The 16,788-nt window shown below is 55.6% G+C and carries 12 protein-coding genes; 8 read left to right on the top strand and 4 right to left on the bottom strand.

What is annotated here, in order from left to right; translation table 11 throughout:
• Positions 1-9 precede the first annotated feature (9 nt).
• The 3 genes from mfnA to MPAL_RS10375 form a co-directional block, all read right to left on the bottom strand.
• Entirely contained in the window at positions 10-1,101 is a 1,092-nt protein-coding gene (gene mfnA / locus MPAL_RS10385; protein ID WP_012618697.1) for a tyrosine decarboxylase MfnA, read from the bottom strand.
• Positions 1,091-3,376, bottom strand: a complete 2,286-nt coding sequence (gene ppsA, locus MPAL_RS10380; protein WP_012618696.1) for a phosphoenolpyruvate synthase — start codon at positions 3,374-3,376, stop codon at positions 1,091-1,093. The genes mfnA and ppsA overlap by 11 nt, the downstream gene beginning before the upstream one ends.
• 206 nt (positions 3,377-3,582) lie before the next feature.
• Positions 3,583-4,272 (bottom strand): TIGR00266 family protein, encoded by a 690-nt coding sequence (locus MPAL_RS10375; RefSeq protein ID WP_012618695.1) that lies wholly within the window; start codon positions 4,270-4,272, stop codon positions 3,583-3,585.
• 111 nt (positions 4,273-4,383) lie between these two features.
• Between MPAL_RS10375 and MPAL_RS10370 the strand changes: the two genes are divergently transcribed.
• The 5 genes from MPAL_RS10370 (at position 4,384) to MPAL_RS10350 (ending at position 8,892) form a co-directional block, all read left to right on the top strand.
• A complete protein-coding gene (locus tag MPAL_RS10370) occupies positions 4,384-5,490 on the top strand; it encodes a DUF362 domain-containing protein (RefSeq protein WP_012618694.1) in 1,107 nt (368 codons plus the stop codon).
• Positions 5,491-5,586: 96 nt separating this feature from the next.
• Positions 5,587-6,177 (top strand): pyruvate kinase alpha/beta domain-containing protein, encoded by a 591-nt coding sequence (locus MPAL_RS10365; RefSeq protein ID WP_012618693.1) that lies wholly within the window; start codon positions 5,587-5,589, stop codon positions 6,175-6,177.
• 4 nt (positions 6,178-6,181) lie between these two features.
• A complete protein-coding gene (locus MPAL_RS10360) occupies positions 6,182-7,006 on the top strand; it encodes a DUF7847 domain-containing protein (protein WP_012618692.1) in 825 nt (274 codons plus the stop codon).
• Between the two features lie 108 nt (positions 7,007-7,114).
• Positions 7,115-8,683 (top strand): dockerin type I domain-containing protein, encoded by a 1,569-nt coding sequence (locus tag MPAL_RS10355; protein WP_012618691.1) that lies wholly within the window; start codon positions 7,115-7,117, stop codon positions 8,681-8,683.
• Complete coding sequence (locus tag MPAL_RS10350; protein WP_148208222.1) at positions 8,680-8,892, top strand: hypothetical protein; 213 nt, start codon at positions 8,680-8,682, stop codon at positions 8,890-8,892. Before MPAL_RS10355 ends, MPAL_RS10350 begins: the two co-directional genes overlap by 4 nt.
• A gap of 154 nt (positions 8,893-9,046) precedes the next feature.
• On the opposite strand, the gene MPAL_RS17620 is transcribed toward MPAL_RS10350, so the two are convergent.
• Complete coding sequence (locus MPAL_RS17620; protein WP_158303671.1) at positions 9,047-9,325, bottom strand: transposase; 279 nt, start codon at positions 9,323-9,325, stop codon at positions 9,047-9,049.
• Between MPAL_RS17620 and MPAL_RS16475 the strand changes: the two genes are divergently transcribed.
• From MPAL_RS16475 to MPAL_RS14685, 3 genes are all read left to right on the top strand, one after another.
• The gene (locus MPAL_RS16475; protein WP_048145337.1) at positions 9,254-9,436 is read left to right on the top strand and encodes a hypothetical protein; all 183 of its coding nucleotides are present in this window, start codon (positions 9,254-9,256) and stop codon (positions 9,434-9,436) included. The two genes, MPAL_RS17620 and MPAL_RS16475, sit on opposite strands and share 72 nt — an antisense overlap.
• Before the next feature lie 236 nt (positions 9,437-9,672).
• A complete protein-coding gene (locus tag MPAL_RS10340) occupies positions 9,673-13,815 on the top strand; it encodes a PKD domain-containing protein (RefSeq protein WP_012618689.1) in 4,143 nt (1,380 codons plus the stop codon).
• 392 nt (positions 13,816-14,207) lie between these two features.
• On the top strand, positions 14,208-16,616 hold the full coding sequence (locus MPAL_RS14685) for a PKD domain-containing protein (protein WP_012618688.1): 2,409 nt from the start codon (positions 14,208-14,210) through the stop codon (positions 16,614-16,616).
• The last annotated feature ends 172 nt before the right edge of the window (positions 16,617-16,788 follow it).

Below are 16,788 nucleotides of genomic sequence, written 5' to 3'. Positions count from 1 at the left end.
TAGTCTCACTTATTCTCCAATGTCTATGAGGAACTGTTCGATCATGTCGGCGGTCACGTGCGGCATGCAGATGATTCGCATGTGTCCCCGTCGGGTCTGGGATACGACCCAGTTCTTCGGGGCCGGATGGTTTGTGATGAAGGTGGCCACGTTCACGTCCGGGGTCACGGCCCTCGGGAACCCGAGTGTCTCCATCCCCCGGATCAGCCGGCTGGTATTCTTCATGCACCCGGCCACCACTGCCTCCATTCCGTCCCTGCCCATGTAATCGAGGACAGCAAGAGCCCCGGCCACCGAGGCGCCCGGCCTGGTGCCGGCCAGGGTGTACTCCTGCTTGACGGTCAGGTACGGGGTGTCGATGTTCAACAGCCCGAGCATCTGTGGTTCGCGGACCAGCAGCGCCCCTGCCGGCAGGGTGCTCATCCCCATCTTATGCGGGTCGACGGCGATCGAGGAGACCCCGGGGAGGGCGAAGTCGAAGGCCGGGGGGTTCGGGAGGAACGGTATTACAAGCCCCCCGAATGCCGCATCGACATGCAGGTAGAGATCTTCCTCCTCTGCGATCGTGGCGAGGGCACCGATGTCATCCACCATCCCGTACTCGGTGCTCCCTGCTATTCCGACCAGGGCGATCGTATTCTTATCGATCGCATCGCTGACCTCACTGATGTCAGTCCGCATGGACCGGTCCGCCGGGACGGTCTTCATCTGGATCCCGAGTATGTCGCAGGCCTTCTTGAACGAGAAGTGCGAGGTCTCGGGGATCACCACGTTCGGTTTGTCGACCTTCTTTTGAGCTTTTGCAATCCGAAGGGCCTGGATGTTCGACTCGGTCCCGCCCGAGGTCGCATATCCGCCGGCCTCCCTGTGGTGAAAGAGGTCGCCGAGCCGCTCGATCAGCAGCCGTTCGAGAGAGGCGGTGCCCGGAAAGAGACCCGGATCTCCGAGGTTCGTCTCCATGAACATCAGATGTGCCTTCACCGCAATTGGGTGAGGTACCGTGCACATCGAACTTAAAATATGAGAGTGACAGAGGTCTTCCTCTCTCTTTTTCGAGAGGAAAGAGAAGAGTTCTTCCTCAGCCAGCCCTTTATTGAGCATTGTTCTTTCTCGCCGCTTCAAGAAGTATCCGCTGCTCGGTGCGTGCCACGGCATGTCGGATCTTAGCGATTGCGTCGATGTTTGCTGATATACTGCTGATGCCGTGATCGACGAGCCACTCTGCCATCACCGGGTCAGATCCGGCCTGACCGCAGATCGAGCATTCGATTCCGTAGTCTCTACAGACCCTGATCGCAGAGTCGATCAGTTTCAGCACGGCCGGGTGCTTGGGCTTGTACATATCGGTCAGGTGCTCGTTGTTCCGGTCGATCGCCAGCGTGTACTGGATCAGATCGTTGGTGCCGAACGAGGCAAACTTGATCCCGCACTTGGCAAAGTCCTCGATCAGGACGGCGCTGCTCGGGATCTCGATCATGATACCGAGCGTCACCTTCTCGACGTCGACACCCCAGCCGGCGAGCATCGCCTTGGCCTGGATGAACTCGTCAGGATGCCCGACCAGCGGGAACATCAGGCCCATGTTGTCGTAGCCCTCGTTCCAGAGCCGCTTGAATGCCTCGACCTGCATCCTGAACTGTTCGGGGCTCCGGAGGTCGCGCCTGATTCCACGCCATCCGAGCATCGGGTTGTGTTCGATCGGCTCGTCCTCGCCGCCCTCCATGTTCCGGAACTCGTCGGTCGGTGCGTCGAGAGTCCGGACCCAGACCGGTTTCCCCGGGAACGCGTCCAGCACGGTCTTGATCCCGTTGTAGAGTTCGAGGATGAACTCCTCTTCCTTTCCGTTCTTGATGAACCAGTTCGGCGTCTTGTTCAGCCCGAGGATCAGATGCTCGATCCTGAGCAGCCCGACCCCGTCCGCTCCGGTGGCTGCAGCCCGCTGCGCAGCTTCTGGAAGCGAGACGTTCACCTTCACGCTGGTGGCGGTGATCACCGGCGCCGCGGCTGCCACCGGCTGCCCGGCGTTTGCCGCTGCTGGTGCAGCCTGGACTGCCCCCTCGTAGACGACTCCCTTCTCACCGTCGACGGTCACCAGTTGCCCCTGTCTGAGGGTACCGGTTCCGTTTCTGGTTCCGACCACGGCCGGTGTGCCGAGTTCCCTGCTGACGATCGCGGCGTGGCAGGTCATTCCGCCCTCGTCGGTCACGATCGCCTTCACCTTGCGCATCGCAGGGACCATGTCGGGGTTGGTCATCCGGGTGACCAGGATGTCGCCCTCCTTGACGATCCCGATGTCCTTTGCGTCCATCAGGATCACGACTTTGCCGGTTGCAATCCCCGGAGAGGCTCCCTGGCCCTGGACGAGGATCTTCCCCTGGATAGCCCCGGTGGGCAGGGGTGCGTTCTTCCCGTTCGCCATTCCGATCGTCGTGATCGGGCGGGACTGCAGAATATAGAGCGAATTTCCGATGATCGACCATTCAACATCCTGAGGAACACCGTAGTGGTCCTCGGCGATCTTGCCGAACATCGCGAGCCTGGCCACCTCATCGTTCGAGAGGACCTGGGCGTCCTGCCTGGAGGGTGAGACCTCGACGACCTTCGTCCCCTTCCTGCCGTCAGGGACGATCTCGACCTTCTTGTTGGCGATTAACTGGTCGACGACCTTCTCGGTCCGCTGGTCGAAGATATAGTTGTCAGGAGAGACCGTGCCTGATACGACGGCTTCACCGAGCCCCCACGAACCTTCGATGATCGTCAGCGGCTCGCCGGTCACCGGGTGACTGGAGAACATCACGCCGGCCTTCTCGGAGTGGACCAGCTGCTGTATGACGACGGCGATGTTCACACTCCGGTCGTCGAATCCCTGCTTTGAGCGGTAGTAGATGGCCCGGGCTCCATAGAGCGAGGCCCAGCACATCTTGACCGCTTCGATCAGGTCATCGACCCCTTTGATATTCAGGTATGTCTCCTGCTGCCCTGCAAAACTGGCATCCGGGAGATCCTCTGCGGTCGCACTCGACCTGACCGCGACGATCATCTCCTCTGGAGACATTTTATGGTATGCTGCTTTGATATCGTCCTGGATCTTCTGTGGCATCATTGCATCAATAACTGATGCTATTGCCTCTGCAGCTGTTGCCTCGAGAGATTCGTTGTTCTCGACATCGAGTTTCTCCATCCTCTGGAACAGTGTATCCTCAAGTCCTGTCTCAACCAGGAACCTGCGGAATGCCTGAGCTGTCACCACAAATGCTTTCGGGACCGGAAGTCCGATGGATGCCATCTCACCGAGTGAAGCACCTTTCCCTCCTACGGAGGGAATATCCTCTTTCCTTATCTCCTCGAGCCATAGAATATTCGGCACTTCGTTCATGCATGCACCCCTTTAATCTTCACTATTATCTCCGGTTTTATGTTTAATTAGACTTTCTTAATCAGACGTTCGAGAAGCGGCAACGATCGAAGAGATTATGTGCACCAGGTTGTTATGCGTCCGTTTTCCTCGAACGATGATTCCCGGTTCCGGGAGGGTGAGGGATGATAATAAATGGTTGAGGGGCTCCTGAATAATCCCTCTCATCATTGTGACCCGGATTCGGGATGAGGCAGGAACGGTGTGAGCGCCTGTGCCAGTTTTGCCACGTCCATCGACTGGAGCACCACCTTTCCGGGCCCCTGCAGTGTCGTCAGAAAGAGCCCTTCCCCGCCGAAGAGGATGGTGGTGACCCCGCCGGCACGGGCGATGTCGTACCTGACCGTCGAATCGAACCCGACGACCAGCCCGGTCTGGACCTTCATCACCTGGTCCGGGGCGAGGGTCATCTCAACGACATCCCCGCAGCAGTGGAGGAAGGCCGTTCCGTGACCGCTCAGTTTCTGCATCACGAACCCTTCGCCGCCGAAGATGCCGGCCCGGATCCGTTTGGTGAAGGCGATGTCCAGGTCGACCCCCATCTCTGCGCAGAGGTAGGCGTCCCGCTGGGCGATGAATTCGTTCCCGTTGAAGGAGACCGGAACGATCTTGCCGGGCACGTTCCCGGCGAAGGCCACCTGTCCTCCGCCCCCGGATGGGGTGAAGTGGGAGAGGAAGAAACTCTCGCCGGTTACCATCCGTTTCAGCCCCTTGAAGAGCCCGCCGGTCACCGCACTGGTCATCTTCATATTGCCGCTCATATTGACCATCGCCCCGGCTTCGGCGGCGATCTCTTCACCCTCTACAAGGGAGAGGGTGACCATCTGCAGGTTGTCGCCTGTTATCGTGTACTGCATGCCAGTTCCTCTGGCAGCCGGTATAAAAAATGTTGTGGAACTGGATCCCGGTGATGGAGGTATCGGATATGTCGAATCTTTTATCAGAAGATTCAGTGCATAGTATCCGGTATGGCGTCTCCGGTATATTTTGCACGTGTGCGGGCCAGGTCCCCTGGTGAGAACAAGATCAGCAGGGTGCGTGCCCTCTTCGAACGGGCAGGGTTTGCCGGGCATCTCACACCCAGCGAGGCAACGGCCATCAAGCTTCACTTCGGTGAGGCCGGCGGTGACGGGTATATCAACCCGGTCCTGGTCAGGCAGGTGGTGGACAAGGTGAAGGAGTCGGGTTCCCGGCCGTTCCTGACCGATACCAACACCCTGTACCTGGGGTCGCGGTCCGATGCGGTCGACCACATCACCACGGCCATCGGCCATGGTTTCGACTACGCGGTGGTCAACGCCCCGGTGATCATCGCCGACGGGCTCCGCGGCGGCAATGTCACGTCGGTGCCGGTGCAGGGGAAGCACTTCTCCTCGGTGAAGATCGCCGGCGACATCGCGGCGGCCCGATCGATGATCGTGCTCTCCCATTTCAAGGGGCACGAGGTGGCCGGGTTTGGCGGGGCGATCAAGAATCTCGGAATGGGGTGTGCATCCCCGGCCGGCAAGCGGGAGCAGCATTCGGCCCGGCCGATGGTCGTTCGCGATCTCTGTATCGGCTGCCAGACCTGTCTGCCGGTCTGTCCGCAGCAGGCGATCGGGATGGACGAGGGTGCGGCGCTGATCAGTAAAGACCGGTGTATCGGCTGCTTTGAATGCATGACCGTCTGTCCGGAGCGTGCGATCGATGTGGACTGGGAGACCGATATCCCGACGTTCACCGAACGGATGGTCGAGTATGCTGCCGGGGCGGCGAAGACCAAGGAGGGGAGGATCGGATATATGAACTTCCTGCTGAACATCACGCCGGACTGTGACTGCGTGCCCTGGTCGGACCGACAGATCGTCCCTGACATCGGGATCCTGGCCTCCAACGATCCGGTGGCGATCGATGCAGCCAGCTTCGATCTGGTGAATCAGCAGATCGGGTTCTCCGACACCATGCTGACCGATCACTTCGCCGCCGGCGAGGACAAGTTCACCGGCCTCCGGTGTGTCACCGACGGACGCCGGCAGGTCCAGTACGCCGAAGAGATCGGCCTCGGCATCGGGGCATATGATCTGATCGAGATCTGATCCCGATCAGATCGCGTTATTTTTAGTTGCTTCCCGTTCGGACGAGCATTTTATCGGGATCCTCCTCCCTATGCTGATCCATACGAGGAAGAGGCTATGTCTTATACAACCAGATCCACGATCTACTTCGATTCGCCGGGACCCGCAAACACGGCCGACGCAGCAGCCTGTGCGGTTGCACGGGCAGAGGAGGCTGGATGCAGCACCATCGTGCTGGCCAGTACCACCGGGTCGACGGCCCTCGCCTTTCTGCCGTATGTGCAGAAGGCCGGTCTGCGGCTCGTGGTGGTGACTCACGTCTATGGGTTTACGAAACCGGGTGTCTGGGAGTTTTCGTCCGAAGCCGCTGCAACCCTGAAGGCGGCCGGCGCCACCGTGGTGACCGGCACCCATGTCCTCTCCGGGCTTGAGCGGTCGCTCGCACGGTCACCAAAGGTCGGCGGCGGTTCGAGGACTGAAGCGATCGCCGAGGCGCTCCGTAAAACCGTCGCCGTCGGGCTGAAGGTTGCGGTGGAGTGCGTGCTGATCGCAGCCGATCAGGGGATTATCTCCATCGATGACGAGGTGGTCGCTGTCGGAGGGACCGGGTCGGGTGCGGATACGGTCTGTGTGATCAGACCCTCGTATACCGCCTCCTTCTTCGATCTGCAGGTTCGCGAGATCGCGGCGATGCCCCGCGTGAGGTGAACGGGTGTTCGTCGACACGTTACGACTGCTCAAGCGGATGCCGGGTCTCTTCATCCCGGGGGTGTTGATCGCCGTGCTGGATGCCATCCAGATCTGGTTCTCGCTGACCGGGGAGACGTTCATCGCACCGCGGCTGCTTGCCGTGGAACTGGTGCTGATGCCGTTTGCGTTTGCAGCGGTGTACGGTGCGATCAAGGCCGATGATGCCTCATTCAAAAGTCTGATCCGAGAAGGTTCGCGCAACTACTTCCGTGTATTGCTGCCGGGGCTGCTGGTGGCGTTCGGAGCGGTGGCCATCGCGGTCGTCGCGACCGGGCTGATGATGGCTCTGGTTCAGACCGATTCTGTAGGGCTGGTGGCGCTGGTGATGATGCTGGTGATCGCGGTCTTTGCCCTGCTGACGCTCTTCTACGACACGGCTGCGGTCTTTGAGGAACAGAGCGTCTTCAATGCGATCCGGCGGTCCGTTGCGGTGGTGAGCCGGGTCCCAATGGCGGCGGTCAGATTCCTGTTCGCTGCTATTCTGGTTGCGCTGGGGATCGGTGTCCCGTTGCTGGTCATCTGGACTGCGGCCCTGTACCAGCAATTGACACCGATCGCAACGATGACTCCCGTCGAGGCGGCGGCCTTCACTCAGGATCAACTCTTCGCACTGATCGGGTCGAATGGGGCCATGATCACCACGGGTCTTTACTTTGTCGGTTTCCTGTTCTTCTTCACCCTGATGACCACCTACAAGGCGCTGCTCTTCAAGGAGGTCGCTGCTGAGGAGGTTTCAGCGGAGCCGCAGGGCGAGTACGATGAGAAGGGCCGGTACTACCGGTACTGATCTTTTTTTAATATCATCGTCTTTATCAACAGGAGCCTGCTGATAAAGTAAAAGAGAAAACCGTATTAATCGTTCAGACTAATTTTAATCCATTTATGGTGGTTCTCATTGAAGGTTTTCTCATTACTCTGCATCCTGCTCCTCCTCTGCGGTAGTGTCCAGGCCGTGACGGCAACAGAGACATATCTATCTTCCAGACTGTGGGGAACCCCTGGATTTGGGATCAATCAGTTCAACTCCCCTGAAGGGATTGCGGTGGATGGTACTGGCAATGTTTATGTGGCCGACATGAACAACGATCGTATATCGTTCTTCACGAAGGCTAGCTTACCACAGATGCCTTCATCAATTGGGAGGATCGGTTCTGGGCATGGACAGTTCTTCTATCCCCACGGGGTTGCAGTGGATAGCACTGGCAATGTTTATGTGGCTGATACGGGTAACCACCAGATTCAGAAGTTCACGGTAAATGGTAACTTCAACACGCAATGGGGAATTAAGGGCTCGGGGACCAATCAGTTCAACTCCCCTGAGGGGATTGCGGTGGACGGTGCTGGCAATGTTTATGTGGCCGATACGGGTAATAACCGCATTGAAAAATTCACATCCTCGGGGGATATTGTCACCTCCTGGGGTTCCTATGGTTCGGAAGTTGGGCAGTTCAACAGACCAACCAGTGTTGCTGTGGACAACACAGGAATAGGATATATCTACGTCGCAGATACCGGTAACAACCGCATTCAGAAATTCACATTGACCGGTGACCTCGTTGCGACAAGGAGCATATCCAACTCTGGGGCCAGCCAGTTCAACAGACCGACCAGTGTCGCTGTTGACACCGGTGGGAGTGTTTATGTTGCGGACACTGGCAATAATCGGATCCAGAAGTTCACGTCTTCAGGTGACCTCATCACCTCCTGGGGCTCTTATGGTTCGGAATCAGGCCAATTTGTTTCTCCATGCGGAATAACGGTTGATGGTGAAGGTACCGTCTATGTGGCCGATACTGGTAACAATCGCATTCAGCGGTTCACGCCTGTGCAGACCTATGCCACCCTTGACTTTGTCCCAGGTACAAAAACGCTGGTCCTTGGTGAACACCAATCGTTTGATCTCACCCTCTCTGGAATAGATACCGGCCTTTCGGGGTCTGAGGTCATTGTATCCGTTGCTAATCCCTCAGTCCTTGATATTGTTGGAGCCAGCCCACCCGTTTGGTCTTCGACACCACAATACTATGATCTTCCTTCATCTGCGGTCACAATCGGGGGTGCGGACCTTGGGAATAGGGTCCAGGGACGGATGTCTAATATCCCCCTCGGCAATCTCACGGTTCAGGGGAAATTGCCTGGGACAACCAGTCTGGATGTGACCCGGTATCAACTGGACGATGATTCAGGTAATCTGGTACCGGTCATCACCATGTCTGTTGTCATCACCGTCAGCGGCACACTGATACGGTCACTTCCTTCGTCTGATACTCCGCCCCACGATCTGGACCAGGATGGTCTATATGAGGATGTGAATGGCGATGGGGTTTTTAACTTCAACGATGTGATTCAATACTTCAACCAGATCGACTGGATCTCTGATAATGAACCGACAGTGGCCTTCGACTTCAATCGAAACGGGCGTGTCGACTTCGGGGATATTGTGACATTGTTTAATATATTGTGAACTCGGGTGTTGGAAGAGCCAGCTCCCTGATGACCCTGCCGGCCGGCCAGCACCGGCTGGCGTTGAAGTGCCCGATCGACTACGTCAACATCACCTGGATCACCTCCTTTTTTTATATCAGACCCCTCTGTAGACCGGATATCCAGATGAGGATACTTTATAACCGGGCTCGTTTTGAGTCTCTATACAGGGGCATGACCGGGATCTGAAGTGATGAATGTTGAATCCTGAATGACACCACGTTTTACCTGAAGTCCACGTGCATCGATCTGATGCTGTAGTTCGTTCCAGATCTCATCCAGTACCTCAACCTCAATCAACAGATTCTTAAACGACCAGATCGTCGAACGATTGGGGATAATCTCAGGAACACTCAGAAAAAAGACACGATACCGAAGTCCATAAGCATACAAGATGAAAATTTCGAGGGGAACCTGTGAGTTCCCGATTTTTATTTAAGTACCGGAACGAGATTCGATCGCTTGCCTGTCGTTCGAGTTCAGAATCAGAAAGGCCAGACCACTGCTGGAGAGCAGGTAACTTCATGAGCACAATCACGTCGATGTGAGGATGATCACCAAATTCAGTATCACTCCGATACGCCAGGGACAGAAGAGGGCGAAGCCGTTCCCCGTCGATCATACTGCTGATCCCATGGAGAGGATCTTCGCCAGGGGTTGCGATATCAGCATATTCCAGGTTGAAAAAGAAGTTCCCGAACGTGCTTGTGTTAAGAGGTCTATAATTGGATAAAAGTAATCTGAGGTTAATAGTTATTCTCATTGGAAATACTTTCGGGACTGTACATTCCCTTCTTTTATCAATTACGTATATAAATTCCTTTTAATCAATGGGCTATTTCTTGAGGTTAATAACTAATCTCCTGAATATTTTTAAAATGATACGGTCAATACGCTTAAAATCGGAGATAATATAAGTAAGTTTCTCATTCTTCATATGCATTTCTATAATCATACGAGGATTGAATCATGGCAAATCTACTCAAAAGAATGACGTGGCTGCTGATTGGGGTGTTCATCGTTTCGTGCCTGCTGATGATCACGCCTGTGGCGGCGAAATCTGTCTCCCTGACTGGCATTGTTACTGATTCAATCACTGGTTTACCAGTGTCGGGTGCGACAATCACCGTCCATGGCACAGGGGTTACAACGAACAGTGTATCCTCAGGCAGTGACGGGCATTATTCGCTTGTTTTTTCTGTATCAAGTTATATCTATGCTGCACTTTGTGATATTCATAAGGATGGATATGTGGAGAGCAACAACAACCCAATTGCATTTTTAGGATCATCTACATCAAAAGACTACAAACTCGCCCCGGTCCTCCGGACCCTTACCGGTACGGTTACTGATTCGATCACCGGTCAGCCTGTATCGAATGCGACAATCTCCGTTCACGGCTATGAGACAACCTCGAACAATACTCAATCGGATAGTGATGGGCACTATTCGGTCGATTTTCAAACATCGGGTTCTCTCGCTGTTCCGTTCTGCGATATTCATAAGGATGGATATGTGGAGAACAACAACAACCTGATCTCGCTATCAGGGTCTGTAATATCAAAAGACTATAGACTCACCCCGGTCCTCCGGACCCTTACCGGTACTGTTACTGATTCGATCACCGGTCAGCCTGTATCGAATGCGACAATCTCCGTTCACGGCTATGAGACAACCTCGAACAATACTCTATCGGACAGTGACGGATATTATTCGCTCGATTTTCAAACATCGGGTTCTCTCGCCGTTCCGCTCTGTGATATTCATAAGGATGGATATGTGGAGAACAACAACAACCTGATCTCGTTATCAGGGTCTGTAATATCAAAAGACTATAGACTCACCCCGGTCCTCCGGACCCTTACCGGTACTGTTACTGATTCGATCACCGGTCAGCCTGTATCGAATGCGACAATCTCCGTTCACGGCTATGAGACAACCTCGAACAATACTCAATCGGATAGTGATGGGCACTATTCGGTCGATTTTCAAACATCGGGTTCTCTCGCCGTTCCGCTCTGCGATATTCATAAGGATGGATATGTGGAGAACAACAACAACCTGATCTCGCTATCAGGGTCTGTTATATCAAAAGACTACAAACTCACCCCGGTCCTCCGGACCCTTACCGGTACTGTTACTGATTCACAATCCGGTCAGCCTGTGTCGAATGCGACAATCTCCATTCACGGCTATAAGACAACCTCGAACAATACGTCATCGGACAGTGACGGACATTATTCGCTCGATTTCCAAACCTCTGATTCTCTCGCAGTCCCGCTCTGTGATATTCATAAGAATGGATATGTGGAGAACAACAACAACCTGATCTCGCTATCAGGGTCTGTAATATCAAAAGACTTCCAGCTCACCCTGACCCAGACCCTGAACGGTACCGTCGTCGATCGATTCACCGGTCTGCCGGTGTCCAATGCGAAGATCCTTATTAACGGGAACCAGGTTACTTCCACGGGGAATGGAAGTTTCACCTTGAGTAATGTCACCCCTACCGTAGTCGACATAAATGGTAATGCTCTGAATGTCCTGGCGTCGAACACCTACTGGTCTCATAGTAGCCTCTTCTCTTACTCATCTGCTGAACTTCAACGCGGCTCAAAGGATCTCGGGACGATCGAACTCACTCCGTATCTGGCAGGATATGTAACCAATTCTGCTAATCAACCGGTATCGGGGGCGCACATCACCCTCACCGTGCATTCATTGGTAGTGACCTCCGGTTCGGCGACATCGGATAATTCGGGGTACTATCTTTCTCAATTGGAGATACCCGATGGTCTCGTTCTGACTAACATCTCCTCCGTGAACCTGACAGTGATGAAGGATGGATATCTGCCATACTCCACTGAACTTGGGGCATCTGATTTTCTCAATCCCTCCCTCCATAATATCACATTCACCCCGATTGCACTCAACAACTGCACCCCTGACCATGCAGAGACCAACAACACGTCGGTCTCTTTCACGCTCACCACCTCTGGTATCATCTCACCACAGGAGGTCAGGCTTGTGAAGGCCGGCCAGACGAACATCACGGCCGGTTCGGTTGCGATGACACCTGATAGAAACGCCATCACCGGAACCTTCAACCTCAGGAATGCAGCCCTTGGGGATTGGGGGATTGTGGTTGTGAATGGGGATGGGGCCGAGGTAAAATGGGCTGGCACCTTCACGATTCTGCAGCAACTGGTCGCGAACTTCACCGCCAACACGACAGCAGGAAACCGACAACTCCCTGTCCAGTTCACGGACCTGTCGACGGGTTCTCCGATCTCCTGGCTCTGGGAGTTTGGTGACGGCAACTCTTCAATGGAGCAGAGCCCGGTTCACATCTACACGGATGCCGGGAACTATACGGTGAACCTGACGGCAACCAATGCTGGCGGGAGTAACACCACGGCGAAGACGAACTACATTACTGTCCGTGCCCCGGTGCCGCCCACCACCGCTCCAACGACAACTGCTCCAACAACAGCACCAGCAACGACCGTACCGACGAGGATTCCGACGACGATCCCGACGACGATACCGGTGACCCCGACGCCGACCGCGACGGTTCCGCCGCTGGTAGCGAACTTCAGTGCGAATGTGACGGCTGGCCAGACTCCGCTCGCCGTGCAGTTCACTGATGCGACCACCGGTCTGGTCAGGCAGTACTTCTGGCAGTTCGGCGACGGCGGGGCCTCGTTCGATAAGAACCCGGTCCACACCTACTCGGCAGCCGGGAAGTACACCATCTCTCTCTTTGTGATCGATCAAAATGGATGGCAGGTGAAGACGAATGAGCAGTACATCACCGTCACTGCACCGGGAACACCGACGGTCTCGCCGACCGTGACGACAACAGTGACAGCGACAACGCCGGCTCCAACCACTACAACAACCATCACTCCCATCGTGACAAAGACCATCCCGGTGACGCCGACCGTGGCCCCGCTTCCGATCGCGAACTTCGTGGTCACCTACCAGAGCGGTGCCGGCTCGATGGGCATCCAGGTCACCGATGCCTCGACGAATGCGACCGTGGTGAAATATGATCTCGGCGACGGCACGACCACCGCCTATAAAAACTTCAAGTACACCTACTGGCAGCCTGGCACCTACACGGTCAAACTGATCGCGACGAACGATGCAGGGTCCTCAACGAAGACTGTCACGGTGACGGTGCCGGCCGGATCACCCACGACCACGACCGTATCGCCGACGGTGACCGTGACGACGCCGGCCCCAACTATGACGACCGTCTCGCCGACAACGACCATGACCACACCGGTCACGCCGACTGTGACCTCAACCTTCACCCCGACACCGACACCAACCATTCCGAATCTCCCGGTGGCGAACTTCACGGTCACCTTCCCGGGTGGCATTGGCTCGATGGGCATCCAGATCACAAACACCGCGGTGAATGCGACCTCGGTCCATTATAACCTCGGCGACGGGGCGACCACTGCCTACCCGAACTTCACCTACTCATACTGGCAGCCTGGGAACTATACCATCAACCAGACCGCGACCAATGCGGCTGGGTCTTCCAATAAGACCATTATGGTGACGGTGCCGGTTGGGTCGATCCCGACCACAATCCCACCGACCATCCCAACTACCACGGTCTCACCGACGGTGACCGTCACCGGTTCGGCCTTTGACGGCCTGCACACGATCCCCGGCACCCTGCAGGCCGAGGACTATGATCTCGGCGGTGAGGGTGTCGCCTACCACGATACCACCCCTGGAAACGAGGGCGGCGTCTACCGGCATGACGACGTCGATATCGAGCAGCTCGACACCGACGGGTCGCCGAACGTCGGTTGGATCCGTGCCGGCGAGTGGCTTGGGTACACCGTGAACGTCAGCACTGCCGGCACCTACACGGCCGGGTTCCGTGTTGCTTCCTCCCACACAGGTTCATCTGTCCAGATGTACGTTGACGACGGTACGACCCCGGTCGCGACGGTGAGCGTCCCGAACACTGGCGACTGGCCGGTCTTCCAGACCGTTCAGGTTCCAGTGACCCTGCCGGCCGGTACTCACCGACTGAAGTTTTCGTTCCCGACCGATTTCGTCAACATCAACTGGATCAGTTTCGCCTGATAGGGACCGGGTGTCATCTCTTTTTTTTCCTGTGAAACTTCTGTGCGGCCGGTTTTTTTCGACGGCACGGATGGTTTGAAGCATTTCATAGTACACGGGAAGATTCGAGGGTCGGAGGTCCGAACAATTCCTGATGGGGTGTGCCCCTCCTGGTGATGGAGTGTCCTGGAGGGGTTGTTCTATTATCATCCTGAATATCCCATTCCAGCCGGTGATTTTGAATATCAATGATCCTTAACGGCTTTTAATCTGATATTCTTGGAATTGCAGATATTCCCGTGCGAAATATCAGAAAGTTCGTGGGATCAAATATGGTGATTATTTATGATGACTCGTCCTCAAATGTACTAAAAATTCCAATCATCCTTTACCAAAAAAGAGAGGTTCAAACCATGACAACACAACTTCAAAGACTGATCAGGCCGCTGATCGTGCTGATCCTCGTCTCCAGTCTTTTGCTTATCCCGCCGGTGACGGCAATGCACACAGAGACGCTAACAGGTACCGTAGTTGATTCCTACACCCATCAACCAATAAACCATGTAGAGATCACTACCTCACAAGTGCCCGGTCCTCATTTTTATACTGATTCTAATGGGGTTTTCTCAATCGAAGTGGATAATTCCCAGAGCGGGATTTCTTATACCCTGGGCCTCACGCCTCCTGAGGCTGCTGATTACCAGTACCGTGATAGGGAGATCACCTATTCATTTAGTGCTGCAGAAATTTCAGCCAGATCAAAGGATCTTGGGCAGATCGAACTCACCCGAAAGGTTTCAGGGTACGTCACTGATTCTGTTACGGGGCAGCCATTATCGGGTGTGCATGTCTCTCTGGGTCCCTCGTCGGGTACCTCGGATGGTAATGGATATTATTATATTCGGTTGCAAGATGCAGGCCTTAATCAAAATGGCCTCTCCTTCAGGGGTGTATATTACTTGATTGCGACCAAGGATGGATATCTGTCTTCCTCCATTCCGTTTGGTATCTATGATGGGGATGGAACTCATCTCTATAACATCCAGCTCACCCGGGCCTTCACGGCGAACTTCTACGCCTTTGGCCACGTCGGCCAGGCTCCGTACTCAGTCCGGTTCATGGATCAGTCCGTTGGCTCGCCGACCGCCTGGAAGTGGGATTTCGGGGATAACACGACCTCGACCGAGCAGAACCCGACGCATGTCTACAACCGGACCGGCGCCTATAACGTTGCCCTGACCGCCTCGAACGACCAGGCGAGCGACACCTGCACCCAGTACCGATGTGTCATCGTGAACGACGTGCCTGTGGCGAACTTCACGACCAATGCGACCTCCGGCCAGACGCCGTTCTCGGTGCAGTTCACCGACCAGTCCACCAGCGGTGCGGACGGGTACCAGTGGCAGTTCGGCGATGGTGCGACCTCGACCGAACAGAACCCGGTCCACACCTATACGACCTCCGGGTCATACACGGTGATGCTGACGGTCTCCGAGCCCAACTATGGGAGTGTCTTCGTCCAGAAGCCGGGGTACATCACGGTCGGCGACCCCTCGACGATCGGGTTCTCGGCGAACGTGACGACCGGTCTCTCACCGCTTCCGGTGCAGTTCAACGAGTCGGTGAACGGATCTGTCCAGTACTCGTTCTGGCATTTCGGTGACGGTTCGACCTCGATGGATTCCAACCCGGTCCACGTCTATGATACGCCCGGCCAGTACACGGTCTCGCTGATGACCGTCGGCTCCAATGGAACTGAGACAAAGACGATTGAGGACTTCATCAACGTCACCGCCCCAGTAACCCCGACAGTAACTCCAACATCGACGGTAACACCGACACCGACCGGAGCCCTGCCGGTGGCGAACTTCACGGTCATGGCCGGTGCCCCCGGCTCGCTGGCGATCCAGGTGACCGACACCTCGACGAACGCAACCTCGGTCCGCTACGATCTCGGTGACGGTACGACTACCGCCTATCGGAACTTCCAGTTCACCTACTGGCAGGCCGGGACGTACACGATCGAACAGACCGCGACCAATGCTGCGGGATCATCGATGAAGACGGTCGAGGTTATCGTGCCAGCGACCACCCCAACGCCGACGATCACGTTCCCGCCTATCGGCGGGGATCAGGGATGGTATACCGTCCACTGTAATGTTGACGGGGCGACGGTCATCTTCGATCAGACCACAATGGGTACAATCGCACAGGGGATCCTGAAGATACCTGTCTATGTTACTGGATCACCCTATGGAACCTACACAGTCCAGAAAGACGGATACTCCACTGTCTCAGGGGTCATCACAGAACATCCCGGCAAGGACCAGAACGTGGATATAACCGTGCACCTGACCCCGACCTCCACCCCGTACAACGGTCCGCACACGATCCCCGGAACGCTGCAGGCCGAGGATTATAACCTCGGCGGTGAGGGTGTCGCCTATCACGACACCACTGCCGGCAATGAGGGTGGTGCGTACCGGCATGACGACGTGGATATCGAGCAGCTCGACACTGACGGCTCGCCGAACGTCGGCTGGATCCGTGCCGGCGAGTGGCTCGCGTACACGGTGAATGTCACCACCGCCGGCACTTACAACGCCGGATTCCGGGTTGCGTCTTCTCACAGTGGTTCAACCGTCCAGGTCTACGTTGACGACGGTACGACCCCGGTCGCGACGGTGAGCGTCCCGAACACTGGCGACTGGCCGGCCTTCCAGACCGTCTCGATGCCGGTGACCCTGCCGGCCGGTCAGCACCGACTCATGTTGAAGTTCCCGACCGACTACGTCAACATCAACTGGATCAGTTTCACCTGAACTGGGGTGTAACTCTCCGGTCCGTTCCCTTTTTTGCTGAATGATTCTCTGAACCAGTGCCCCTTTCGACGGATAAATCGCGCGAATATCGGTTTTGGTTCCATCCTGTTCATCTCCTGGATAAGTAAAAATCATCCCGATCTCTGTTCTGGTATATAAATATGTGCCGAGA

Source organism: Methanosphaerula palustris E1-9c (genome assembly GCF_000021965.1).
In the GTDB taxonomy this organism is placed as follows: domain Archaea; phylum Halobacteriota; class Methanomicrobia; order Methanomicrobiales; family Methanospirillaceae; genus Methanosphaerula; species Methanosphaerula palustris.
Note: the sequence above shows the minus strand (reverse complement) of the source record. Positions and strands in the feature narration are given on the sequence as shown.